Annotated in this window: 24 protein-coding genes; 18 read left to right on the forward strand and 6 right to left on the reverse strand. The window is 36.4% G+C overall.

Features of this window, described 5'->3' with window-relative positions; translation table 11 throughout:
• The first annotated feature begins 90 nt into the window (after nucleotides 1–90).
• The 3 genes from NST98_RS00005 to NST98_RS00015 all read left to right on the forward strand — a co-directional run bounded on the left by NST98_RS00005 (nucleotide 91) and on the right by NST98_RS00015 (nucleotide 1,627).
• Nucleotides 91–258 carry a hypothetical protein gene (locus NST98_RS00005; protein ID WP_340714078.1) on the forward strand — a complete coding sequence of 56 codons (168 nt, stop codon included), beginning with the start codon at nucleotides 91–93 and terminating at the stop codon, nucleotides 256–258.
• Nucleotides 259–558: 300 nt separating this feature from the next.
• On the forward strand, nucleotides 559–975 hold the full coding sequence (locus NST98_RS00010) for a CidA/LrgA family protein (RefSeq protein ID WP_026019007.1): 417 nt from the start codon (nucleotides 559–561) through the stop codon (nucleotides 973–975).
• Complete coding sequence (locus NST98_RS00015) at nucleotides 950–1,627, forward strand: LrgB family protein (protein WP_016837568.1); 678 nt, start codon at nucleotides 950–952, stop codon at nucleotides 1,625–1,627. The genes NST98_RS00010 and NST98_RS00015 overlap by 26 nt, the downstream gene beginning before the upstream one ends.
• A 47-nt stretch (nucleotides 1,628–1,674) precedes the next feature.
• Here the strand turns inward: NST98_RS00015 and NST98_RS00020 are convergent, their stop codons facing one another.
• Nucleotides 1,675–3,144 carry an aminotransferase class I/II-fold pyridoxal phosphate-dependent enzyme gene (locus NST98_RS00020; protein WP_340714079.1) on the reverse strand — a complete coding sequence of 490 codons (1,470 nt, stop codon included), beginning with the start codon at nucleotides 3,142–3,144 and terminating at the stop codon, nucleotides 1,675–1,677.
• Between the two features lie 145 nt (nucleotides 3,145–3,289).
• Between NST98_RS00020 and NST98_RS00025 the strand changes: the two genes are divergently transcribed.
• A complete protein-coding gene (locus tag NST98_RS00025; RefSeq protein ID WP_340705476.1) occupies nucleotides 3,290–4,249 on the forward strand; it encodes an NAD(P)H-dependent flavin oxidoreductase in 960 nt (319 codons plus the stop codon).
• 24 nt (nucleotides 4,250–4,273) lie between these two features.
• Entirely contained in the window at nucleotides 4,274–4,564 is a 291-nt protein-coding gene (locus tag NST98_RS00030) for a UPF0223 family protein (protein WP_340704306.1), read from the forward strand.
• A gap of 222 nt (nucleotides 4,565–4,786) precedes the next feature.
• Here the strand turns inward: NST98_RS00030 and NST98_RS00035 are convergent, their stop codons facing one another.
• Nucleotides 4,787–5,416, reverse strand: coding sequence for a YktB family protein (locus NST98_RS00035; protein WP_340715635.1), 630 nt, complete (start codon nucleotides 5,414–5,416; stop codon nucleotides 4,787–4,789).
• A gap of 118 nt (nucleotides 5,417–5,534) precedes the next feature.
• On the opposite strand from NST98_RS00035, the gene NST98_RS00040 reads away from it, so the two are divergent.
• Both NST98_RS00040 and NST98_RS00045 read left to right on the forward strand, forming a co-directional pair.
• Entirely contained in the window at nucleotides 5,535–5,732 is a 198-nt protein-coding gene (locus NST98_RS00040) for a hypothetical protein (RefSeq protein ID WP_340714080.1), read from the forward strand.
• Nucleotides 5,733–6,071: 339 nt separating this feature from the next.
• Nucleotides 6,072–6,863: an inositol monophosphatase family protein gene (locus NST98_RS00045; protein WP_096550562.1), complete on the forward strand. Its 792-nt coding sequence runs from the start codon at nucleotides 6,072–6,074 to the stop codon at nucleotides 6,861–6,863.
• A 171-nt stretch (nucleotides 6,864–7,034) separates the two neighbouring features.
• Here NST98_RS00045 and NST98_RS00050 read toward each other — a convergent pair whose 3' ends face one another.
• Complete coding sequence (locus NST98_RS00050; protein ID WP_016837561.1) at nucleotides 7,035–7,220, reverse strand: DUF5325 family protein; 186 nt, start codon at nucleotides 7,218–7,220, stop codon at nucleotides 7,035–7,037.
• A gap of 126 nt (nucleotides 7,221–7,346) precedes the next feature.
• Between NST98_RS00050 and typA the strand changes: the two genes are divergently transcribed.
• From typA to NST98_RS00075, 5 genes are all read left to right on the forward strand, one after another.
• Entirely contained in the window at nucleotides 7,347–9,194 is a 1,848-nt protein-coding gene (gene typA, locus NST98_RS00055) for a translational GTPase TypA (RefSeq protein ID WP_016837560.1), read from the forward strand.
• Between the two features lie 35 nt (nucleotides 9,195–9,229).
• Entirely contained in the window at nucleotides 9,230–9,595 is a 366-nt protein-coding gene (locus tag NST98_RS00060; RefSeq protein ID WP_016837559.1) for a YlaH-like family protein, read from the forward strand.
• Between the two features lie 578 nt (nucleotides 9,596–10,173).
• Nucleotides 10,174–11,163, forward strand: coding sequence for an ABC transporter substrate-binding protein (locus NST98_RS00065; protein WP_340714081.1), 990 nt, complete (start codon nucleotides 10,174–10,176; stop codon nucleotides 11,161–11,163).
• 1 nt (nucleotide 11,164) lies between these two features.
• Nucleotides 11,165–11,929 (forward strand): ABC transporter ATP-binding protein, encoded by a 765-nt coding sequence (locus NST98_RS00070; RefSeq protein WP_016837548.1) that lies wholly within the window; start codon nucleotides 11,165–11,167, stop codon nucleotides 11,927–11,929.
• Nucleotides 11,919–12,713: an ABC transporter permease gene (locus tag NST98_RS00075; RefSeq protein ID WP_016837547.1), complete on the forward strand. Its 795-nt coding sequence runs from the start codon at nucleotides 11,919–11,921 to the stop codon at nucleotides 12,711–12,713. Before NST98_RS00070 ends, NST98_RS00075 begins: the two co-directional genes overlap by 11 nt.
• A gap of 97 nt (nucleotides 12,714–12,810) precedes the next feature.
• Here NST98_RS00075 and NST98_RS00080 read toward each other — a convergent pair whose 3' ends face one another.
• A complete protein-coding gene (locus tag NST98_RS00080) occupies nucleotides 12,811–13,014 on the reverse strand; it encodes a YlaI family protein (RefSeq protein WP_016837546.1) in 204 nt (67 codons plus the stop codon).
• A gap of 10 nt (nucleotides 13,015–13,024) precedes the next feature.
• Nucleotides 13,025–13,525, reverse strand: coding sequence for a hypothetical protein (locus NST98_RS00085; RefSeq protein ID WP_016837545.1), 501 nt, complete (start codon nucleotides 13,523–13,525; stop codon nucleotides 13,025–13,027).
• Nucleotides 13,526–13,703: 178 nt separating this feature from the next.
• Here NST98_RS00085 and NST98_RS00090 point away from each other — a divergent pair, with 178 nt between their 5' ends.
• The 3 genes from NST98_RS00090 to pyc are packed head-to-tail and all read left to right on the forward strand — an operon-like array spanning nucleotide 13,704 to nucleotide 18,667.
• Nucleotides 13,704–13,991 carry a YlaN family protein gene (locus NST98_RS00090; RefSeq protein ID WP_016837544.1) on the forward strand — a complete coding sequence of 96 codons (288 nt, stop codon included), beginning with the start codon at nucleotides 13,704–13,706 and terminating at the stop codon, nucleotides 13,989–13,991.
• Nucleotides 13,992–14,045: 54 nt separating this feature from the next.
• Nucleotides 14,046–15,233, forward strand: coding sequence for an FtsW/RodA/SpoVE family cell cycle protein (locus NST98_RS00095; RefSeq protein ID WP_016837543.1), 1,188 nt, complete (start codon nucleotides 14,046–14,048; stop codon nucleotides 15,231–15,233).
• A complete protein-coding gene (gene pyc, locus NST98_RS00100; protein WP_340714082.1) occupies nucleotides 15,230–18,667 on the forward strand; it encodes a pyruvate carboxylase in 3,438 nt (1,145 codons plus the stop codon). The genes NST98_RS00095 and pyc overlap by 4 nt, the downstream gene beginning before the upstream one ends.
• Before the next feature lie 226 nt (nucleotides 18,668–18,893).
• Here the strand turns inward: pyc and NST98_RS00105 are convergent, their stop codons facing one another.
• On the reverse strand, nucleotides 18,894–19,823 hold the full coding sequence (locus tag NST98_RS00105) for a COX15/CtaA family protein (protein WP_016837541.1): 930 nt from the start codon (nucleotides 19,821–19,823) through the stop codon (nucleotides 18,894–18,896).
• 805 nt (nucleotides 19,824–20,628) lie between these two features.
• Here NST98_RS00105 and coxB point away from each other — a divergent pair.
• The 3 genes from coxB to NST98_RS00120 are packed head-to-tail and all read left to right on the forward strand — an operon-like array spanning nucleotide 20,629 to nucleotide 24,266.
• The gene (coxB, locus tag NST98_RS00110) at nucleotides 20,629–21,705 is read left to right on the forward strand and encodes a cytochrome c oxidase subunit II (protein WP_340714083.1); all 1,077 of its coding nucleotides are present in this window, start codon (nucleotides 20,629–20,631) and stop codon (nucleotides 21,703–21,705) included.
• Nucleotides 21,706–21,750: 45 nt separating this feature from the next.
• Nucleotides 21,751–23,643, forward strand: a complete 1,893-nt coding sequence (locus NST98_RS00115) for a cytochrome c oxidase subunit I (RefSeq protein ID WP_016837539.1) — start codon at nucleotides 21,751–21,753, stop codon at nucleotides 23,641–23,643.
• Nucleotides 23,640–24,266 (forward strand): cytochrome (ubi)quinol oxidase subunit III, encoded by a 627-nt coding sequence (locus NST98_RS00120; protein ID WP_026019003.1) that lies wholly within the window; start codon nucleotides 23,640–23,642, stop codon nucleotides 24,264–24,266. Before NST98_RS00115 ends, NST98_RS00120 begins: the two co-directional genes overlap by 4 nt.

Here is a 24,266-nt window from a genome sequence, read left to right on the forward strand (position 1 = left end):
ATCCATATAATGAGGAGGAAACGTATTGTGGGGAAACTCGCACAAGATTATATGCTAACCACACAAGCTTGAAGGTTATCCGCACGAGATGTGTGGTTATCTACACAAGAATGGAAGCCATTCACACAAGTAGGGGAGCTATCCGCACAAGCTGCTGATGTATCCACACAAGCAGATAAGTTATCTACACAAGAGGAGAGCTATTTATGTAAAAGGTTGATTTATTCGCACGAGCAGGTGAAACATCCACACAATTAAATAAGGAATATGCACAAGAGCAGTATTAATCTGCACAAGCTAGAGTGTTATCTACAAAAGAAGGATATTCTTATTTAATGGAGCAATTACATCAAAAAAAAGATGCCAGCTCCTTCATTGTAAAAATGCATTTATCCGTTTATTCGAGAATTCATCCTCATAAATTAAGAATTTATCTTCAATTTTTAGATAGTTTTGATTTTTATAAATTTAAAAGAATAGACATTATTTTGTCACAGGTATAAAATAACGGATACGGAGGTGAGTTTAGAAAAAGGATTTCCTTTTTCTAATGATTCTATGAGAGTCGTTCGGATAATCGCTCAAATTTTGATTCTGTATATTTTTTATTATGCTGGTGTATTAATTGGTAATTTAACAAAACTACCATTGCCAGCTAGTGTTATAGGGTTAGTGCTTTTATTTATATGCTTGCAGTTAAAATGGATAAAAGTAGATTATATAAAAGATGGTGCATCCTTTTTAATTGGTTTTATGATGTTGTTCTTTATTCCACCGATGATTGGCATAATTAATTATCCTGAGCTTTTCTCCTTGTCTGGCTCATTATTAATGGCATCCGTTATTGTTAGTACACTATTTGTACTAATCACAACAAGTTTGATTTGTCAATGGATTGAGAAAAAAGAGCTAGCAATGAAAGAGAAGAAGGAGAAGGGAGAAATGGATCATGCAAGCAAGTATATCCATCATTAGCACCGTTATCATATTTTTATTAATGGTGAAATTACATAAACGATTCCCTTATCAGTTTTTCATGCCAATTTTAACTTCGTCGATTATTATTATTGCAGGACTGCTTTTATTGAATATTCCTTACGAAGTGTATATGGAAGGCGGACGTTATTTACAACATTTGCTGGGTCCAGCAGTTGTGGCATTAGCTTATCCTTTATACAATCAGTGGGAAATGGTGTTGAAATATAAATATACGATTCTATCTGGTATCTTGATAGCCATGGTGAGTGGTTTAATTAGTATTTATACTTTGCTTGTTATTTTTAAATTAGATAAAGAATTAATATTAACAGCTTTACCAAAATCCATTACGACACCTGTAGCAATGCAAGTGAGTGAAACAATTGGCGGGATCCCACCTCTTACTGCCGTATTGGTAATGATTGCAGGATTTACAGGAGCATTACTTGGTTCTGTTGTGTTTTCCATTGGGAAAATTGAATCATCCATTAGTCGTGGAATTGCGATGGGGAGCGCTAGTCACGGAGTTGGAACGTCTAAACTTGTGGATTATAGTGAACTGGATTTGTCGATTGGCTCATTATCTTTGGGGCTTAGTGCGGTAATTGGTGCGATTTTATGTCCAATATTTGCATATATTTTTATGTAAAAAAGCATTCTAGTAGATTCTAGAATGCTTTCATCTTTTAATGCATACTAATATATCGGTTTGCGTTCTTTAATAACCCGAATGGTTTGTAGACTCGCATCTTCTGGACCTTGAACCGGCAATCCTGCTTCAATATTCATTTGAATATACTTTATATTTTCTTCTGTAATGACTTCCCCAGGAATAAAGATTGGAATGCCTGGAGGATATACCATGATAAATTCAGCACAAATATAACCAGCGGAATCTTTAAAAGGAATTACTTCTGTACTGGAATAAAAGGCATCTCTTGGTGTCATGGCAAGCGCAGGAATGTCCGGTACATTGACTTCTGTTTCTTTCACGCAAGCTTCAGAATCAAAGGTTTGAGACATACGTTGGAGCGCGTTAATTAGCAAATTAATTTCTTTTTTTGTATCGCCTAATGTCACAAGACAAAGGATGTTGTATAGGTCAGATAGCTCTACCTCAATATTCGCATTTTGACGAAGCCATTCCTCCGCTTGATGACCTGTAATTCCTAAATCTTTTACGCTGATCAACAATTTTGTCTGATCCATATCGAATGTAGCAGAAGAATGCAATTTTTCTCTTCCAGCAACTTTTAAGTGAGGAATTTTGTTAATTCGTTTTCTTGCTTCTTTTGCCAGGCGAATGGCTTGGTCAATTAAATCATATCCATGAACTGCTAATTGTCTTCTAGCACAGTCGAGGGATGCTAATAGCGGATATGAAGTTGAAGTCGTTTGCAACATTGATAACACTGATTGAACTCGACTTACGCTCACAAGACCTTCTCGAACGTTTAATACAGAACTTTGCGTTAAAGACCCTCCCAGCTTATGTACGCTTGTTGCGGCCATGTCTGCACCGGCTTCCATTGCTGAGAGTGGTAGTTCATCATGGAATTTTAAATGAATGCCATGGGCCTCATCAACGATTACTGGTATATTTGAAGCATGTGCGATATCCACAATGCGTTTTAAATCAGCAGCAAAACCAAAATATGTTGGATTAATGACAAGTACAGCCTTTGCATCAGGATATGTTTCGATTGCTTTTTCAACGGATTCTGCTGAGATTCCATGGGTGATACCGTATTCTTCATCCACTTCAGGATAAATAAATATCGGAATAGCACCTGAAAGAATAATCGCTGACATTGTTGATTTATGAACATTTCGTGGTACCAAAATTTTATCTCCTGGACCGACGACAGACATAATCATGGCCATGATAGCACCACTAGTTCCTTGAACAGAGAAAAATGTATAATCAGCACTAAAAGCTTGTGCAGCAAGTTCTTGAGCTTCTTTAATAGCAGCCTTTGGTGAATGTAAATCATCTAGTGGAGCAATATTGATTAAATCAATTGATAAAACGTTGTTTCCGACGAATTCTCGAAACGCAGGATCCATTCCTTGTCCCTTTTTATGTCCGGGAATATGGAATTGGATTGGATGTCTGTTTCGATGTTTTAGCAATGCGTCAAACAAAGGAGTTTCTAACTGTGACAACGCAGGTACCACCTCGCTTTTAATTAATATTCAAAACAAAGAAATTATAGCATCTATAGGTTACACATGCTATAAAAAATTAAAGGAAAATTAAGTTTTATTGAAGAACTATATAAATAATTATGATGAAAAGGGGATGTAAATGTTGAATTGGGATACAAGAGTAACGAAATTATTAGGAATACAATATCCAATCATACAAGGTGGCTTAGCTTATTTAGCATACTCAGATTTAGCTGCAGCCGTATCTAATGCTGGTGGACTTGGACAAATTACTGCTCTCAGTTTAGAAACCCCAGAACAATTAAGAGAAGAAATTCGAAAAACGAAAGAGAAAACGGATAAACCTTTCGGCGTCAATTTTGCTTTTGGCAATTACGGGAAAGGATATGAACCAATGGTGGAAGTAGCCATTGAAGAAAAAGTGCCCGTTATATCGATGACTGGAGGAAATCCAGCACCGATGTTCAAATTACTTGAAGGTGTTGATGTGAAAAAGTTAGTATTAGTAGCGGCGCGCCGTCAAGCACAAAAAGCTGAAGAACTTGGTGCGGACGCAGTGATGGTTGTAGGACAAGAAGGTGGAGGGCATTTAGGTCGTGATGATGTGGGGACAATGGTGCTTGTTCCGCAAGTAGTAGATAGCGTCTCAATCCCGGTAATTGCTTCTGGGGGAATTGGCGATGGTCGTGGTTTGATGGCAGCATTGTCCCTTGGGGCAGAAGGAATCGAAATGGGGACACGATTCATTGCGACAAAAGAGTGTGTGCATGCATCACCTGCCTATATCGACGCGCTAATCAACAGTACAGAAACAGATACTACGGTTATCAAACGCTCATTAGGAACACCAGCTCGCGCATTAAAAAGTGAATTTACTGAAAAAATTTTGGAAATTGAAAAGGAAAACCCTACTTATGAAGCGTTAAAAGAATACATAAGCGGAAAGGCCAATAAACGCTTCATTTACGATGGAGATGCAAAGAACGGATTCGGTTGGGCAGGACAAGTAACTGGTTTAATAAAAGATGTACCAACTGTAAAAGAACTGATTGATCGAATGATCCGGGAAGCGGAAGAAATCCGATTAAAGTGGGGAAGATAAAGAGAAAAAAGAGAGGTACTGTCAATGGAATATGCGTATCCTATTTCGCCGGATTGGACAACGGAAGAAATTATCGCGGTAGTAAAATTTTTTGAAGGAATTGAACAAGCATATGAAAAAGGCATTAAAAGAGAAGTGATGTTAGAAAAGTATCGGCGTTTTAAAGAAATCGTTCCATCGAAAGCAGAAGAAAAAACGCTGTTTCGTGAATTTGAAGAGGTCAGTGGATATGCTAGTTACCCGGTAGTGAAACAGGCAAGAGAACTAGAAAATGGGGAAACAATTGTACTTGAATCACAAAAAAAACGAAGATAAAGACAACAAAAAGGAGCGGTCATTTACGCTCCTTTTTTCCTTTCCCAAACATCAATATATGAATCATTAATGGAGTTTATAAATGAATTTGATGAAAAAAAGCGGAAGAAAAATGTAATGATTAAAGTCGTCCTGAGCATATTAATTATACAACATATAGCAGAAAATCGACTTTTCCTCAAAATAGGAAGTTATATCTGTAAATATATCCGATTGGAAATCCTAATTTTTCCCAACGATGATATCGTAAATTGGGAAAAGGGCTTCAAAAGTATTTTCAGCGACTTTTAAAAACTCTTCCGAAGATAGATTTATGCATTGTTCCCGAGGAATATGACGCCCAACTAAAAATTCTCCTTTTTTGACGTCTCTTAAACGAACAAGAAGTTCATTCAATTGACCGTTCAATGCTTCTTTTAGCGGAATAGCATCTAAAGATGTATGATCCCCTGAAATAATAAAATCATCTGGCAATTCGTAAAAAACATCGATTGAATTTAATAGACGATCTGCCATGGCAGATTTTTGTGGGGCTTCATAAATAATTGCAACAATAATGAATAAATGGGTGTGCGTAAGCCCAATTTGAAAATGAGGAAGTGATTTGTAACCTCGTTTGTAAGGTGCAAATGCTACCCATGAATCGTTAGGCGGATTGACTGTTCTTCTTGCATGTTTTGCTATATGGGCAAAAAATTCATCTCCAGTTTTAGCGCTGAAATAACCGGCAAAATGGTTACCTAATGCTTCGAATTTTGGACGTACGATGGTTTTTAGTGCATCCATCCGATGATCTAAGCCGTCAATGGTAAAGACATTGAAATCGGAATTTGTCCATTTTATATCGACCATGATTTGTTTTCCTCCTTTTTGAATCAAATGTTTATTTTTCACGTTTTTTGGGAAAAATCTTGTAACAATAGCATTTATCCTTTTGACAAAAAATAATTGGGAAAGGAAAGTGATGTTCATGAAACAAACGGTTAAGATCATCCGCAAAGTCGATATTGAAAAGCAATATGAACATGTTTTACGGTTAGAATTAGATTATGAGTTGGCTTCCTTATATTCCGCGATGCAGGAAAACGATACGAAAGAAATGGAAAGATGTAAAAAACGTTTAAAAGAAATTCAGGATGAGCTAAATGGTCTGCACGCATATGCGTAAACATTTTCCCTTCCATTAAAGTCACTTGCTTTCATTTGTAGAGCAAGTGATTTTTTATTTTGAAAATATAACTCCTTAATATTTTTGAAAAAATTACTCCCTGCTAACCCTCTTTCCTTCTCAAAAAGTATATAATAACAATTTGAAAATGAAAAAAATAAAGACTTTACATGAAATATACAACTAAAATAAACAGGGGTCCATTTGAAGAATTCATGTTAAAATGTTAAAGTATTAGAATATTTCGTTTATTTTATCCGAAGTAAATTTCTGAATTTTGTAAATAATATACTAGAATAGAAGAATTCGATTGCTGATAAAGAAGGTAGGGTTAGTGGAATGGATTTACAAAAAATAAATGAATTTGCGATAAAATTGATTTATGATGCTGGCGAACAAATACGAGAATCCTTTTCGAAGGAATTGATTATAGAAACGAAGACAGATGCGAATGACTTAGTGACAAATATTGATTGTCAAATCGAGCAATTTTTTGTAAAGAAAATAAAAGAATTAGATCCATCCCATAAAATTATGGGAGAAGAAGGGTTGGGCGACAAAATCGTCACACTTGATGGCCCCATTTGGATTATTGACCCGATTGATGGCACAATGAACTTTATTAAACAACATCGCAATTTCATGATTACAGTTGGTTTTTTTGTTGATGGAGTAGGGAAGCTAGGATATTTATATGACGTCATGCGGAATGAGCTGATATATGCAATACGAGGAGAAGGAGCGTATATTGACCATCATCCAATTCGTAAATTAGAACCTTTGACAATTGAAGAAGCGATTATTGGCATCAATTCAAGTTGGGTGATTCAAAATGGAAAAATCAATCATGAAAAAATCGCCAATCTCATTCGAACGGTTAGAGGAACTCGATCTTATGGCTCTGCTGCCATGGAAATCGCTTTAGTTGTTACTGGGAAACTTGATGCTTATCTATCAATGCGATTAGCGCCATGGGATATTGGTGGAGGAATGGTGATTGCACAAGAGGTAGGAGCCGTTGTAACAAATTTAAAAGGTGAACCATTCAATTTATTGTCCAATGATACATTTTTAATTGCAAATCCATCCATTCATCAAAAGTTGTTAGATGAATTTATCGAATTAAAATAGGATATTGAGGTAACAAAAAGAATGAGCGTTAATTACGACTGCCGCTATCGCTTTCGTCGCTGATAAATTCGACGAGGAGACGCAATTGATGTGACCATAGCAGAGAAAGAACTATAAAAAATAGTTAAGCCTGACCAAAAAGTGCAAAACTTTTTAGTCAGGCCATTTATTTTATAAAAGCCCCTTTTCTCGAAACTTTTTTTTCATGCGAAATCCAAGTCCCATGACAGCACATAATGCAATGATACTTGCAATGATTGTTACAACGCTTTCCGTAGCAATTGCATAACCGATGGAGATCATTGACAAAAGTGCGGCTAAGGAAAATATAAACATCACGATTTTCGCTTTATTCATGCATAGCGCCCCCTTTAATGTTCCAAATGTTAAAAAAATGTAATATTTCAGAAAAGGACAATTTTTTACGGTCTTGTGATATAATAACACAGTTAATCTTATGAACAAAGAAATTGGAGTGGAAATATGACGAAATTACGTGAAGATATTCGCAATATTGCAATCATCGCACACGTTGACCACGGAAAAACAACATTAGTGGATCAATTATTAAAACAATCTGGAACTTTTCGAATTAATGAACATGTAGAAGAACGAGTAATGGACTCGAATGATATAGAGCGTGAACGCGGCATTACTATTTTAGCAAAAAATACAGCCGTTCACTATAAAGGTACAAAAATCAATATTTTAGATACTCCAGGACACGCGGATTTCGGCGGCGAAGTAGAGCGAATTTTAAGAATGGTTGACGGAGTTTTACTTGTTGTTGATGCGTTTGAAGGATGTATGCCTCAAACTCGCTTCGTTTTGAAAAAAGCATTAGAACAAAAGTTAACGCCAATCGTTGTGGTGAATAAAATTGATAAAGATTCTGCCCGCCCTCTTGAAGTCGTAGATGAAGTATTAGATTTATTAATTGAATTAGGTGCCGATGAAAATCAATTAGATTTCCCTGTCGTATATGCTTCTGCAGTCAATGGTACAGCAAGTCTTGATCCGGACCCAGCAAATCAAGAAGAAAATATGCAATGTTTATTTGATACAATTTTAGATCACATCCCAGCACCAGTTGATAATTCAGAAGAGCCTTTACAGTTCCAAGTAACGATGCTCGATTATAATGATTACGTAGGCCGAATTGGGGTAGGCCGTATATTCCGAGGAAAAATTCATGTTGGCCAATCAGTTGCACTAATGAAATTAGACGGTAGTGTAAAGCAATATCGAGTTACGAAATTATTAGGTTATTCAGGATTGAAACGAGAAGAAATTGAATCTGCGAGCGCTGGAGATATTGTTGCAGTGTCAGGAATGGAAGATATTAACGTCGGAGAAACGGTATGTCCGATTGATCATCAAGACGCATTGCCACCGCTTCACATTGATGAACCAACATTGCAAATGACTTTCCTTGTAAATAATTCTCCATTTGCAGGTCGAGAAGGGAAATTTGTGACGGCTCGTAAACTAGAAGAACGGTTAAAACAACAATTAGAAACAGACGTTTCTTTACGTGTAGAAGATACGGATTCTCCAGATGCATGGATCGTTTCTGGCCGTGGGGAGTTACATTTATCAATTTTAATTGAAAACATGCGCCGTGAAGGATATGAATTACAAGTATCGAAACCGCAAGTAATCATTAAAGAAATCGATGGTGTCAAATGTGAACCAGTTGAGAGAGTACAAGTGGATGTTCCTGAAGAATACGTGGGTGCAGTCATTGAATCATTAGGACATCGTAAAGGCGAAATGATGGATATGACAAATAACGGAAATGGACAAACACGTCTAATTTTCATGGTGCCTTCTCGAGGACTAATTGGATATACAACGGAATTTATGTCCATTACAAAAGGGTACGGTATTATTAACCATTCATTTGATAGCTATCAACCGGTTGTTCCTGGTCGTGTTGGCGGACGCCATAATGGAGCGCTTGTTTCAATGGAGACAGGAAAAGCAACGACTTATGGGATGATGCAAATTGAAGATCGTGGTACTCTATTTGTAGAGCCCGGAACAGAAATCTACGAAGGCATGATTGTTGGAGAAAATAACCGAGATAATGACCTTGCTGTGAATATTACAAAACAAAAGCAAAAAACAAATATCCGCTCCGCAACAAAAGATCAAACTGCAGTGATTAAAAAGCCACGCATTTTAACGTTGGAAGAAGCATTGGAATTTTTAAACGATGATGAATACTTAGAAGTAACACCAGAATCGATTCGTTTACGTAAACAAATATTAGATAAAAACGAAAGAGAAAAAGTAGCGAAAAAGAAAAAATACGCTGAACAAGTATAATTCTTTCTTTTAAAGTATGAAAGGTGTTGTTCGAATTGAAGCTTTTCAGTTTGATATTAGCGTCTGCACCAGTACTTAGTGATACAGAACGAGTGTTTAATCGCATGTCACCGATTACTCGTTATGTTTACGAAAGTGCTCCAAGCAATACAACTGCAGGATATATTATCTTTTTCTTAGTTTTCATCTTATCTGCAATAGTGTATAAACTCGGCTTTGCGAAAAAACTTAGTTTAGGTAAAAATATAATTATTTATATTTTCCTATTTTTAGGTTGTATTCTTCTGACATTCTTCGCGATTTTCTTGCCAATGATTGAAGGATTAATTGTTGCAGCACTTGTATTAATTCTTTATAAAATTCGTTTATGGCGAGAGAAGAAGGAAGAACAAGAAGCTTAATTTGTATGTGGAAAAATGTGATTCCAGATGCATTAGAATATTAGGTAGTTTATTATTGATTAGGGATTCTATCGCTATTCAATTACAACACCTATGAATTAATTTGCAAGTAGCAGTGTCTTTTAAGTAATAGAAGAATCCCTGTCACGTCACAGAAAAAATGTGCTTAGATGAAGAGCGAATTGAGAAAACGTTGTGTTTTCCCAATTCGCTCTTTTTTGGTAAATAGAGTAAATGTTAAACATTATAAGTCGTTAGAGATTTCACAGAAATAAGGAATTTGTATGTGTGGGGGAGAGAGTATCTACCAGAGTATGCTATTTGTACGAGAGGAGAGGATATTTTCACGAGCAGAGAGAGTATCCGCACGAGCTGGTGTGCTATCTATACGAGTGAAGAGAGTATTCGCACAAGCATGGAGCGTATCTACACAAATCGGTGTGCTATCCACTCAAGAGGAGAAAATATCCGCTCAAAATTGAATTTTTCTCCCATCTCTAGGTAATCACACATTTTTTCTCCTTCGCATAACCTACTCTTGATAATTGAAAGAACTACGAAATAAGGAGGTAAGAGGGATGAAATGGTGGAAAATTAGTCTTGCTGTCATGTTGGTAGGGATAATGGTTATCTTTGCTGCTTGTGGAGAAAAAGAGATGACAAAAGTGAAAGTAGGGGAAGTAACGCGTTCGATTTTCTATGCACCACAATACGTTGCGATTTCCAATGGATATTTTGAAGAAGAAGGATTGGAAATAGAGTTGTCTACTATCCCTGGTGGGGATAAAACAATGACTGCACTTCTTTCTGATGGGATAGATATTGCCCTTGTAGGGGCTGAAACTTCTATATATGTGACAGCTCAAGGTGCTAACGATCCGATAAAAAACTTTGCTCAATTAACTCAAACAGATGGTACGTTTTTAGTGTCTAGAGAGAAAATTGATGAATTTTCATGGGATATGTTGAAAGGTTCTACTTTCCTTGGCCAACGTAAAGGTGGTATGCCGCAAATGGTTGGAGAATTTGTTCTTAAAAAACACGGAATTAATCCACATAAGGATCTGAATTTAGTCCAAAACATTGAATTTGCCAATATTGCAACAGCCTTTGCATCCGGTACTGGTGAATTTGTACAACTATTTGAACCGACAGCAAGTGTGTTTGAAAAAGAAGGTATTGGCCATGTAGTTGCATCCTTTGGTACAGAATCCGGTCATGTGCCATATACGGTGTTTATGGCGAAAGAAAGCTACTTAAAGAAAAATCCGGAAGTGGCAGAGAAATTTACAAGAGCTATTAAAAAAGCACAAGACTATGTATATGAAGCACCTGCAGAAGAGGTGGCAAAAGCGATTCAGCCATTCTTTGAAGATACGGACATTGAATTGATTGCACAAGTTGTAGAACGTTATCGCCAGCAAGAATCCTATGCCAAAGATCCAATTTTAGATGAAGAAGAGTGGAATAACTTGCAAGACATTATGGATGAAGCAGGGGAACTTCCGATGCGTATGGATTATTCGAAACTAGTAGATACAACTTTCGCAGAGAAGGTTTCGAAGTAATATGAGCTTCTTAGTTGTAGAACATGTCAGCCATACGTATTTTTCAAAGGATGCGGCAACGGAAGCGTTACGGGATATTCATTTAACGATAGAAGAAGGAGAGTTTGTTTCCTTTATTGGTCCGAGTGGTTGTGGAAAAACAACATTGTTATCCATAATAGCAGGATTATTTCAACCGACCTATGGAAACGTGTTCATAGAAAATCAGCAAGTGTATGGAAATAAAGAGTTATCCATTGGCTATATGCTTCAGCAAGATTATTTATTTCCTTGGAAGACAATTGAAGAGAATATTACACTCGGATTAAAACTACTAAACAAACATGTTGATATGAGCATTGCATCGAAATTATTGCAAGATGTTGGGTTACCGCCAGTGGAGAAAAAATATCCGAGAGAACTATCTGGTGGAATGAGACAGAGGGTGGCGCTAGCCAGGACGCTTGCGGTAGATCCGAAAATTTTGCTATTAGATGAACCTTTTTCTGCACTGGATTATCAGTCAAAATTAAAGCTTGAGGATCTCGTTTCAAAAATGTTAAAGCAATATAATAAAACGGCCATTCTTGTTACGCACGATATAGGTGAAGCTATAGCTATGAGTGACCGTATCTATCTATTTTCCGCAAGACCCGGTAAAATTCATAAAGTGTTTGATATACCTGAAGAAATTAGAACGTTAACTCCATTTGAAGCTCGCAGTCATTCAAGCTACTCCCCATTATTCCAACAAATATGGAAGGAGCTTGAACATCTTGAACATTAAAGAACTTCATTTACAATATAAAAAACGGTTAGCAAAGGAAAAACGGTGGATCAAGTTTTACCAGCTCTTCATTTTAGTAGGATTTTTTGTACTTTGGGAGATGGCTTCTTCTAAACGCTGGATTGATCCGCTCATATTTAGTGCACCTTCCAGAATATTTAAGTTGTTAACGAATATGGTATCAGACGGTACGATATTTATCCACATAAACTATACTTTATTTGAAACGGTTCTTGGGTTTATTCTTGGAACGTTAATCGGAACAATTTTAGCGGCCATACTTTGGTGGTTCCCAACTGTTTCAAAAATTTTAGATCCTTATCTCGTCGTTTTAAATTCCATGCCAAAAGTGGCACTCGGACCTATATTAATTGTAGCGCTTGGTCCAGGAATGACTTCCATCATCACGATGGGAGCAATCATTTCAGTTATCATTTCAACCATTGTAATCTACACATCTTTTCGAAATGTGGATGCCAATTACTTAAAAGTATTGCAAACATTTAATGCAACCAAATGGCAAATGTTTAAGGAAGCGATTTTACCAGCTTCTTTCCCAACGATCATTTCTACATTAAAAGTAAACGTTGGCCTTTCTTGGGTAGGGGTTATTGTTGGGGAGTTCCTTGTTTCTTCCCGAGGACTTGGATATTTAATTATTTACGGATTCCAAGTGTTTAATTTCAATCTCGTGTTAATGTCGTTGCTCATTATCGCGATTTTTGCAACACTCATGTATCAATTGGTTGAAATGTTAGAGAAAAGATTAATTAAAAATGAATAACAGCAACAGGGAATCACTGTTTCTTGATAAAGAATGACCTATTATGAAAATAGAGTAAATTTCATAATAGGTCATATGTTGTTTAATTGGATATTTTTTATAATTCTTCATCGATGCTAGATGAGCTGCGGAAAAATCGAAATTTTCCAGTTGCTAATCGTTCAAGGGTTTTCGTTGTAATGCGATCATTGCATGTTTCACACATATATGTGTGTATTGGTCGATTTCTTAATTTTTTAGCCAATGGTGAGTCGTCTTCCAGTTCGTGGATGGTATCACAAAGTACACATTGGACACGCATACACTCAATCCTATTCCACTCGGATAGCGGAAATATTTTTGATAGGATTGTCCACGTTTGAACCATCTCCAAAAATTAAATGAACAGGTCCATCCTCTGTTAGCGGCTTACCATCTTGGCTATATTTAAAAATAAATTTGTATGCTTCTTCAATTGGAAAAGCATGTTCCGAACCATCTTTGCATTCAAATACAATTGTAGTTGCATCTTTTTCAATTTCAGCGTGATTTAAAAAATATTTAATTTCCATTCCGAATGTACCAGTTTTCATACCTTGGCGGTCAAATTTTCTTTCAGTTTTTAATGTAGGAGGGAATGTTGCACCTTCCATGATTTCACGGGACCAGTGTTTTCCCATGTTAAATAAGTATTTTAAATCTTCATCTTCTTCTTGTTTCGGATTGGTGAAATAAGATTTTAAATCAATTCTGCGATCATCAAAAATCCATACGGATGGATCTAATGTTAATTTATACTTGACTTTACCTTTAATTGGAATGATGCTTTCCATTTTTAAATATCCCCCTTAACTATTTTACATATATCAGTATACAGCTAGATTCTATCTTAATAAAGAAATAATCTTTTATCACGGTTCTACCTATTGTTTGCTACTTGCATTTTTATGTGCTAAAAGCTAAACTTTATAAAGATAGAATAGAAGAAATCACATTAATGGGGGCGTCCTCATGGAGAAAAAAACACAAGCTTCCTTCCAAGAAAAAGCTTTAGAATTGTTATTGGAAGATGCAGATAAAATAGCTCGTTTAATTAAAGTGCAAATGGACCATTTAACGATGCCACAGTGTCCTTTGTATGAAGAAGTGTTGGATACACAAATGTTTGGCTTATCCCGTGAAATCGATTTCGCCGTAAAGTTGGGATTGATTGAACGTGAACAAGGCAGGAAGATTTTGGATACATTAGAAAAGGAATTGTCCTTGTTACATGAAGCATATACAAACACAAACAAGTAACAGAAGACTCAAATCGATTTGATTTGAGTTTTTTTTCTAAAAGAGGTCTTTACTATGAGAAAATATATTTCATACTATATTAGAAATTTTGATTATCCATTATTTTTCGTATATGTGTTCCTATGTTTATTTGGACTTGTCATGATTTATAGTTCCAGTATGATGGTAGCTATTGTCAACGGTAAAGAACCGGATTATTATTATAAAAAACAATTATTTAATTTAGTGGTTGCATTTTTTACCTTTGTTCTCGGTGCTTTTTTCCCGTATAAACATTATAGTAGGAAAAAAATTATGATGTTTATGGTTGGTTTAATTATCACTTTAATGTTTTGGTTATTGCTATTTGGTACGGGTGAAGCCGAGACGGGATCAAGAAGTTGGATTAATTTATTTGGAATTATGTCATTCCAACCTTCAGAACTCGCAAAACTGATAATCATACTGTATTTTGCCGGTGCCTTTTATAACAAAAGTTTAAAAACACCGATGGTAGACTTACACCCAAACCATATTATTTATCCCATTATAGTATGGATTGCGATTATCTTTTTTGTGGCAAATGAAACTGACATTGGAGCTGTGCTTATTATTTCTGGCATCGCTATAGCAGTTGTTGCCGCAAGTGGAATTCGCATACGAACCTTTTTTAAATTTTTTGCGGAATTAGCACTTTTTGGTGGAGCCATTATTGGAATTTTAGCGTTATTTAAAAGGGATTCAATTTTTACAGAAAATCGAATTGGGAGAATTAAAGCTTTTTTAAATCCATTTGAGTATGAGCAAGGTTCAGGCCTTCAAGTCATTCGAGGCTATATGGCGATTGGTTCTGGTGGATTAGAAGGTGTAGGTCTTGGTCAATCCGTACAAAAACTGGGGTATTTACCGGAACCGCAAACTGATTTTATAATGGCTGTAATTGCGGAAGAATTGGGTTTGTTAGGCGTTATTATTGTACTTGGTGGTTTAGGATTTATCGTATTTAAAGGAATTTTGATTGCTTTGCTTACGAAAGATCCTTTAGCAAGAATGATATCAGCGGGCATTGCTAGCTGGATTGCCATCCAAACCTTTACTAATCTAGGTGGTTTATCGGGACTAATTCCATTAACTGGGGTAACGTTGCCATTCATTAGTTACGGTGGATCATCTATATTGGTTCTATCTTTCGCAATGGGCATATTAATCAATGTTTCTATGTATGAGAAACTAGAAAAAAGAAAACTTAGGGGGACACAATGAGAAAAATTCGTAAATTATTAGTGGCAAACAGAGGGGAAATTGCAATTCGTGTTTTACGAGCTTGCAATGAATTAGACATTAAGACAGTTGCGATTTATTCTCAAGAGGATCGTGCTTCACACCATCGTTATAAAGCTGATGAAGCCTATATCGTTGGTGTTGGGAAAGGTCCAATCGATGCTTATTTAGATATTGAAGGCATCATTGAAATCGCAAAAGAATCAGGAGCAGACGCCATCCATCCAGGTTATGGCTTTTTAGCTGAAAATGTTGAATTTGCGAAACGCTGTGAAGAAGAAGGTATTATTTTCATCGGTCCAAATTCTAGACATTTGGAAATTTTTGGAGATAAAGTGAAAGCAAGGGAACAAGCAATTCTTGCGGGAATTCCAGTTATTCCTGGTAGCGATGGCCCTGTTTCATCCTTTGAGGAATTAGAGCGCTTTGCAGATGATGTAGGTTATCCAGTGATGATTAAAGCGGCGCTTGGCGGTGGCGGTCGAGGAATGCGATTGGTGCATTCAAAAGACGAATTACAGAGTGCCTATGAAAGGGCAAAATCAGAAGCAAAGGCTGCTTTTGGTTCCGATGAAGTATACGTGGAAAAAGCGATTATTAAACCGAAACATATAGAAGTGCAAATTTTAGGGGACAAAGCAGGCAATATCGTTCATTTATATGAGCGCGATTGTTCTATTCAGCGTCGTCATCAAAAAGTGGTAGAGATTGCGCCATCGATTTCGCTTTCAGAATATTTGAGAAACTCCATTTGTGAAGCTGCAGTTAAGTTGATGAAAAACGTTGAATACGTGAATGCTGGAACAGTAGAATTTTTAGTTTCCGGTGACGACTTCTATTTCATCGAAGTGAATCCGCGTATTCAAGTAGAACATACGATCACTGAAATGATTACGGGCATTGATATTGTTCATGCGCAAATTAAAATTGCAGAAGGGTACAATCTTCATTCCAAAGAAATCGGAATCCCTGAACAAAGTGAAATTCCTTTATTTGGACATGCGATTCAATCTCGCGTTACAACAGAAGATCCAGCAAATAATTTTATGCCGGATACAGGAAAAATCATGGTTTATCGTTCAAGCGGTGGATTCGGGGTGCGCTTAGATGCAGGCAACGGATTCCAAGGAGCTGTTGTAACCCCTTATTACGATTCTTTGCTTGTCAAAATTTCCACTTGGGGTAGAACATTTAAAGAAGCTGCTGCGAAAATGGATCGAAACTTGCGTGAATTCCGAATTCGTGGTGTAAAAACGAACATTCCATTTTTAACAAATGTTGTTTTACATGAGAAGTTTTTATCTGGTGATTTTGATACAAGTTTTATTGATTCAACCCCTGAATTATTTAACTTTGCTACACGCAAAGACCGCGGTACAAAGTTATTGAAATATATCGGGGATGTAACATTAAATGGCTTCCCTGGAATTGAGAAAAAGAAGAAACCGATTTTTGTCAAACCAACAAAACCGAAATTGGATATTAAAAACACTGAGATACCACGGGGAACAAAACAACTTTTAGACGAACAAGGTCCAGAGGGAGTTGTTCGTTGGATTAAGGAGCAACAAGATGTATTGTTAACGGATACAACATTCCGTGATGCTCACCAGTCGCTCTTAGCAACCCGAGTTCGCAGCCAAGATATGTATAAAATTGCAGATTATAATGCTCGCATGTTGCATAATTTCTTCTCATTAGAACTTTGGGGTGGAGCAACATTTGACGTGAGTTACCGCTTCTTAAAAGAAGATCCATGGGAGAGACTTGTGAAACTCCGTGAACAAATTCCGAATATATTATTCCAAATGTTGTTCCGTGGTGCTAATGCGGTAGGTTATACAAACTATCCAGATAACTTAATTCGCGAATTTATTAAAGAAGCTGCAAATGCAGGAATTGACGTATTCCGAATTTTCGATAGCTTAAACTGGATTAAAGGTATGGAAATTGCCATCGATGAAGTTCGAAACACAGGCAAAATCGCAGAAGCTGCGATCTGTTATACTGGCGATATTTTAGATCCAACTCGTTCGAAATATACAATTCAATACTATAAAGAAATGTCGAAGGAATTGGAGCGAGCTGGAGCACATATTTTAGCCATCAAAGATATGGCGGGATTATTGAAGCCAGAAGCTGCTTATGTGCTTATTTCTGAACTAAAAGAAGCTGTAGACTTGCCAATCCATTTGCATACTCATGACACGAGCGGCAATGGAATTTACACATATGCAAAAGCTATTGAAGCGGGTGTTGATATTGTTGATACGGCATTAAGTTCCATGGCAGGTTTAACATCTCAGCCTAGTGCAAATACACTTTATTATGCCATGAGCGGCTCAAATCGACAAGTACGTGCGGATATCGATTCTCTTGAGCAATTATCCTATTATTGGCAAGATGTTCGAGAGTTTTATCGAGATTTTGAGAGCGGCATGAAAAGCCCGCATTCAGAAATTTATGTTCATGAAATGCCTGGTGGTCAGTATAGTAACCTACAGCAACAAGCGAAAGCAGTTGGCCTTGCTGATCGCTGGGATGAAGTGAAAAAGATGTACTCTCGTGTTAACTTATTATTTGGCGACATCGTTAAAGTAACGCCATCATCTAAAGTTGTTGGCGACATGGCATTATTCATGGTTCAAAATGATTTAAATGAGGAAAACATTTTAGAAAAAGGAAAAACGATTGATTTCCCTGATTCTGTAGTTGAATTTTTCCAAGGATATTTAGGTCAGCCTCACGGTGGTTTCCCTGAAGAACTACAAAAAGTAATATTAAAAGATCGAAGCCCGATTACAGTTCGACCTGGTGAATTATTAGAACCAGTTGATTTTGACAAATTGAAAGAAGAACTGGAGAAAAAAGTTAACAAATCGTTAACGAAAAAAGATGTTATCTCCTATGCACTTTATCCAAAAGTAGTTGAAGATTACTTTAAAGCTGTTGAAAAATATGGCAACCTTTCTGCTTTAGATACGCCTTCATTCCTATATGGTTTAAGAATCGGAGAGGAAATTGAAGTAGAAATTGAAAAAGGAAAAACACTTATTATTAAATTAGTATCGATTGGTGAAGCAGAACACGATGGAACGAGAGTTATTTACTTCGAATTTAACGGTCAACCTCGTGAAGTCGTAGTTGAAGATTTAACGGTTGAAGCAGATGGAACAATTGCTATTAAGGCAGATCCGAATAATCCGAATCAAATTGGTGCAACAATGCCTGGAACGGTATTAAAAGTTCTTGTATCAAATGGTAGTCGTGTAAAACGTGGAGATCATTTATTAATTACAGAAGCAATGAAGATGGAAACGACTGTACAAGCACCTAACGATGGGGTTATAAAAGAAATTTACGCGAAACCAGGCGATGCCATTTCAACTGGTGACTTATTAATTGAACTTGAATAATGTAAGAATATGAAATTTCATAAATGGAGCGAATTTAGAAAGCGATATGTTTTCTAATTCGCTCATTTTTTTTTAATATTTGGTTGATAAATTCTCTAGAGCGTAAGAAATATAGTAGTATAGCAATTATTGCTTGGGGAATATCTTTAAGGATTTGAAGATTCGATTCAATAGTAATGAAATAAAAATGGATTGCCTCTCATTAAGAGAACAATCCACATGAAAATTATCTTTTATTTTCGTTATAAGAACTACGGGCAACTAATAAAATCATATAACATAACAGTCCGAACAATAGTGTAATAAACAATGAATGCAGTAAGGACACGACTAAATTTAATTGAGTCAAGATAATGAACATGCCTGCAATAATTTGCAAAGCAACAAGAATAAACGCGATAATCCAGCCCCAATAAATAACCCGTTGATCTTTATAATGTTTAAAGGCATGAATCATAATATATAAAATCCAAATGAAAATTAATAATGCGGCTAAACGATGCCCCATGTGCACCCATTCATACATTTTGCTAGGTAAACTAAATGGTTTATCGTTATAGCAAAACGGCCAACTAGGGCATGTTAAACTTGATCCTGTATGTCTAACTAGCGCTCCGGTATATATTACTATGTATGAATAAAGGGTAACACCAATGGTATGCCACTTTAATTTTCTACGAATAATAACCCGATCAGCATCAAATTTCTGATCGACTTCGAAAACAATCATTGCGAGCAACATTACGGCTGCAAAGGAAATAAGGGAAATACCAAAGTGCAGGGCTAAAATAAAATCGCCTTGTCCCCAAAGTACTTGGGCAGCACCAATTAATGCTTGCAATACAAGGAAAAAGATTGCTAGAAATCCTAAAAATTTAACTTCCTTAACGTGACTGAGAGATCTCCATGTCCAAAAAACTAATATTAAAACTAGGATGGAGACTGCCCCGGTAACAAAGCGATGGGAAAACTCAATCAACACTTCAGTAGTAATTTCTTTCGGAATCAATGATCCGTTACAATCTGGCCAATTTCGACCACAGCCTAAACCGCTATCCGTTTTTGTTACGAGAGCTCCCCCTAATAGAATAAGCAACATACCAAGGGTAGTAGCTACTGCAACCCATTTTAATATCCAATAATACCTGTGTTGCATTAATTGACACCTACTTTTATACTCTGTAAAAATTGCATGAAAAAAGCTATGCTTTTATGATGATAGCGAATTCATACAAAAAAGACAACTTCAAAGAATTCGCACGAAATAATTGATATGAAATTTCACAAACTGTTCACAGAAATGTGAAAAAGATTTCACAAAAATACTATTAATTGATAGTTCCTTATAATATGCTTTGTAGTAAAGTAGAAATTAAGGTCATTGAACTTGGTGTTTCACACAAAATTCACCTTATAATCTAGAAATTTGGCACAAAGTTCGATATAGTAGAATTTAGTAAGTAAAGCTTACAATTTTGAAAGGAAAAAGGAGGGAAATAATAAGCGGGCTGAAATTTTGAGGCATTGAATTTTCTTGCCAATATAATGATCGTCATAGTAAACTCAGAGCTAGTGAAAATGGAGCTCATGGGGAAACTGTGTTTTCATTAGGACATGTATGTAATAAATGCATGGAGTTATATTTAAATTTTTATTTTAAAAAAATGTCATTCATCTAATGAAAATTGTATGTTAATATGGTTATTGTTTCATTTTTATGTATAAACTGCTAAATAGCGGTTTTTGCACTTATTAAGCACCATTATTAGATTAAGTACTGTTTATACTAAGTATATGTTGTATTAGTTTGATTGATGATATGAATTACAGTAAAAATTTCACTCATTAATTAACAGTTTTATACCATCAGGGATTCTTTCTTCAATAAAGAATTCAAATAGATAGAGCCATAATGTCCTGTTAGACAAGACAATCAAAAGAAAGAGGGGTTTAATTAAGCTATGAAGAAAGGGCTTAAAAAATGGTCTCTTTTCCCGTTATTAGCAGCATTTGCTATTATTTTATCGGGCTGTGGTGAAGAGTATATTTCAACACTTCGACCATCAGGTGCTGTCGGAAAAGAGCAATTTAATCTACTATTACTAGCTACAAGCATCATGACGTTAGTAGTTATAGTAGTTTCAGTTCTTTATTTACTTACTTTCGCGAAATTCCGTCGCTCTAAACTCGGCGAAGATTACATGCCAAAACAAGTGGAAGGTAGCCACACTTTAGAAGTAATTTGGACAGTTATCCCAATTATTCTTTTATTAATTTTATCTGTTCCAACTATTTTGGCTACTTATAAATTTGCCGATGTATCTGCTATGGATGAAGTGGATGAGGAAGGTAATCCAACTGCGCTAACAGTAAATGTTACTGCAAAATTATATTGGTGGGAATTTGAATATCCTGAATATGGTATTGTCACTGCTCAAGAACTAGTTGTTCCAACAAATGAAAAGGTTTACTTCAACTTAAAAGCAGCTGACGTTAAACACTCATTCTGGATTCCTGCAATCGGCGGAAAAATCGATACTAACGTTGAAAACGTAAATAAATTCTATCTAGTATTCGATAAAGAATCTGCAGGCTTAAATGGTGGAGAAGGTGTATGGTACGGAAAATGTGCTGAACTTTGCGGTCCTTCTCACGCATTAATGGATTTCAAAGTAAAATCATTAAATCGTCAAGACTTTGATGCTTGGGTAGCTGCTATGCAAGCTACAGAAGGTCAAACAGCTTCTACTGATTCAACAGATTTAGGTGAAGCAGTATTTGCTCAAAACTGCTTAGGTTGTCACGCAGTTTCTGCAGTTAGCCCTGCTGGAGCAATGGGTCCAAACTTAACAACATTTGGTGATCGCAACCGTGTTGCAGGATTCTTAGAGCATACGAAAGAGAACGTAGAAGCATGGATTAAAGATCCTGAAAAGTATAAACCAGGCAACTTAATGACTGACATGTATAAAGAATTAACTGATGAGGAAGTAAGTGCTGTAGCTGATTACTTAATGAGCTTATCAGTTGAAAAATAATCATTTAAAAGATATAGATAGAGATTAATTAAGGAGGTTAAAGTTGTGAGCTCAGTAGCAGTCACAAAGAAAAAGGGCGTGGGTGCGGTTATTTGGGACTATTTAACAACTGTTGACCATAAAAAACTTGCGGTATTGTACCTATTCTCTGGGCTATTATTCTTTGCTATCGCAGGTTTTGAAGCGCTTTTAATGCGTATTCAACTAATGTTTCCAAATAGCGACTTTATTTCTGCCGGTACTTTCAATGAGTTATTAACAATGCACGGTACAACAATGCTCTTTTTAGCAGCAACACCACTATTATTCGGCTTTATGAACATGGTTGTACCTTTACAAATTGGTGCTCGTGACGTAGCATTCCCATTCCTGAACTCATTAGGATTTTGGTTATTCTTCTTAGGTGCTACATTCTTGCACTTATCATTCTTTATGGGTGGAGCACCTGATGCTGGTTGGACTTCATATGCATCATTATCTTTATATTCACCTGGACATGGTATTGACTTCTATGTATTAGGTTTACAGATTTCTGGTGCAGGTACATTAATTTCTGGTATTAACTTCATTGTTACTATTATCACTATGCGTGCACCAGGTATGACATTTATGCGTATGCCTTTATTTACTTGGACATCGCTAATCTCTAGTACATTAATTTTATTCGCATTCCCTCCACTTACTGTAGGGTTATTCTTGATGTTAGTTGACCGTATGTTCGATGCAAACTTCTTCGATCATACAATGGGTGGTAATACGATTATTTGGGAGCACTTATTCTGGATTTTCGGTCACCCTGAAGTGTATATCTTAGTTTTACCAGCATTCGGATTATTCTCTGAAATTATTCCGGTATTTGCTCGTAAACGTTTATTTGGATACTCTTCAATGGTATTCGCGACAATCTTAATCGGTTTCTTAGGATTCATGGTTTGGGCTCACCACATGTTTACAACTGGTCTTGGTGCAACAGCTAACGCTATTTTCGCAGTTGCAACAATGGCGATTGCTGTTCCTACAGGTATGAAAGTATTTAACTGGATTCTGACAATTTGGGGCGGTTCTATTAAAGTTACTGTACCAATGATTTACGCTTTAGGATTTATCCCATCTTTCGTTGCTGGTGGGGTAACAGGTGTAATGCAGGCAACTGCACCACTTGACTATCAATTACACGATTCATACTTTATCGTTGCACACTTCCACTACGTAATCGTTGGTGGTATCGTAACGGCAATCTTTGCATCATTCCACTTCTATTGGCCGTTATTCTTCAACCGTGCAATGAGCGAAAAATTAGGTTATTGGACATTCTGGATTTTCTTTATCGGATTCCATTTAACATTCTTTGTACAGCACTTCCTTGGATTAATGGGTATGCCACGCCGCGTATTCACTTACATGGAAGGTCAAGGTTGGGATTTATTCAACTTCATTTCATCCATCGGTGCGATTATGATGGCAATTGGTGTAGTGTTAATGGTTCTAAACATGTTGTTATCAATTAAATCTGAACCATTAAACTGCCGCGACTACTGGGGAGATGGACGTTCTTTAGAATGGGCATTAAAAACTCCTATTCCATTCTATAACTTTAAACAAACTCCACTTGTTCGTGGATTTGACCCATATTGGATTGAAAAACAAGAAGGAAATCCTGAAGGCATGACATATGCAGAGCCACTTGGCGATGTTCATATGCCAAATAACTCAATTTTACCGCTTATTATGTCAATCGGATTATTCGTCGCTGCATTTGGTGCATTATATCATCCAGATGGAGAATCTTGGTCAGTACCAGTAATGGTAATTGGACTTGGTATTACTGTACTTGCAATGATTGTTCGTTCAGTAAAAGATGATTTAGGATATCACTTACATGCAGAAGAAATTATTGAAATTGAAAATGAGCTTTATGGAAAAGGGGGAAATAAATAATGTTAAATACTAAATTCACCCCTCAAACTTGGCCAGAACACCCAGAACAAGCAACACATGAAGGTAAAAATAAGTACGTAGGTATTTGGATTTTCATTTGTAGCGATATTGTGTTATTCGCAAGTTTATTTGCAACATACATTTCTTTGAGAAACAAAGGTCCAGCAGGTATGCAGTTCACATCTCAAGAACTATTTGAATTACCATTGGCCTTTGTGATGACGATGTTCCTTTTAACATCATCATTAACTTCTGTATATGCGATGTATCATTTGAAAAACTATAATTTCAAAGGGGTTCAACTTTGGACTGGAGTAACAGTTCTTCTTGGACTTGGCTTCCTTGCCCTTGAAATTTATGAGTTCTATCACTATGTACACATTGGTTTTGGTTATACTCAATCTGCGTTCTCTTCAGCATTCTTTACACTTGTAGGAACGCACGGTCTTCACGTAATTATCGGATTAGTTTGGATGATCTGCTTAATCGTCCGTAATGCTAGTCGTGGTCTGAATCTATACAACGCACCTAAATACTTTGTAGCGTCCATTTATTGGCACTTTATTGACGTTGTTTGGGTATTCATCTTTACGGTAGTATACCTCATGGGGGTGTTAGGATAA

The organism is Ureibacillus sp. FSL W8-0352 (assembly GCF_038004345.1).
GTDB lineage: Bacteria > Bacillota > Bacilli > Bacillales_A > Planococcaceae > Ureibacillus > Ureibacillus thermosphaericus.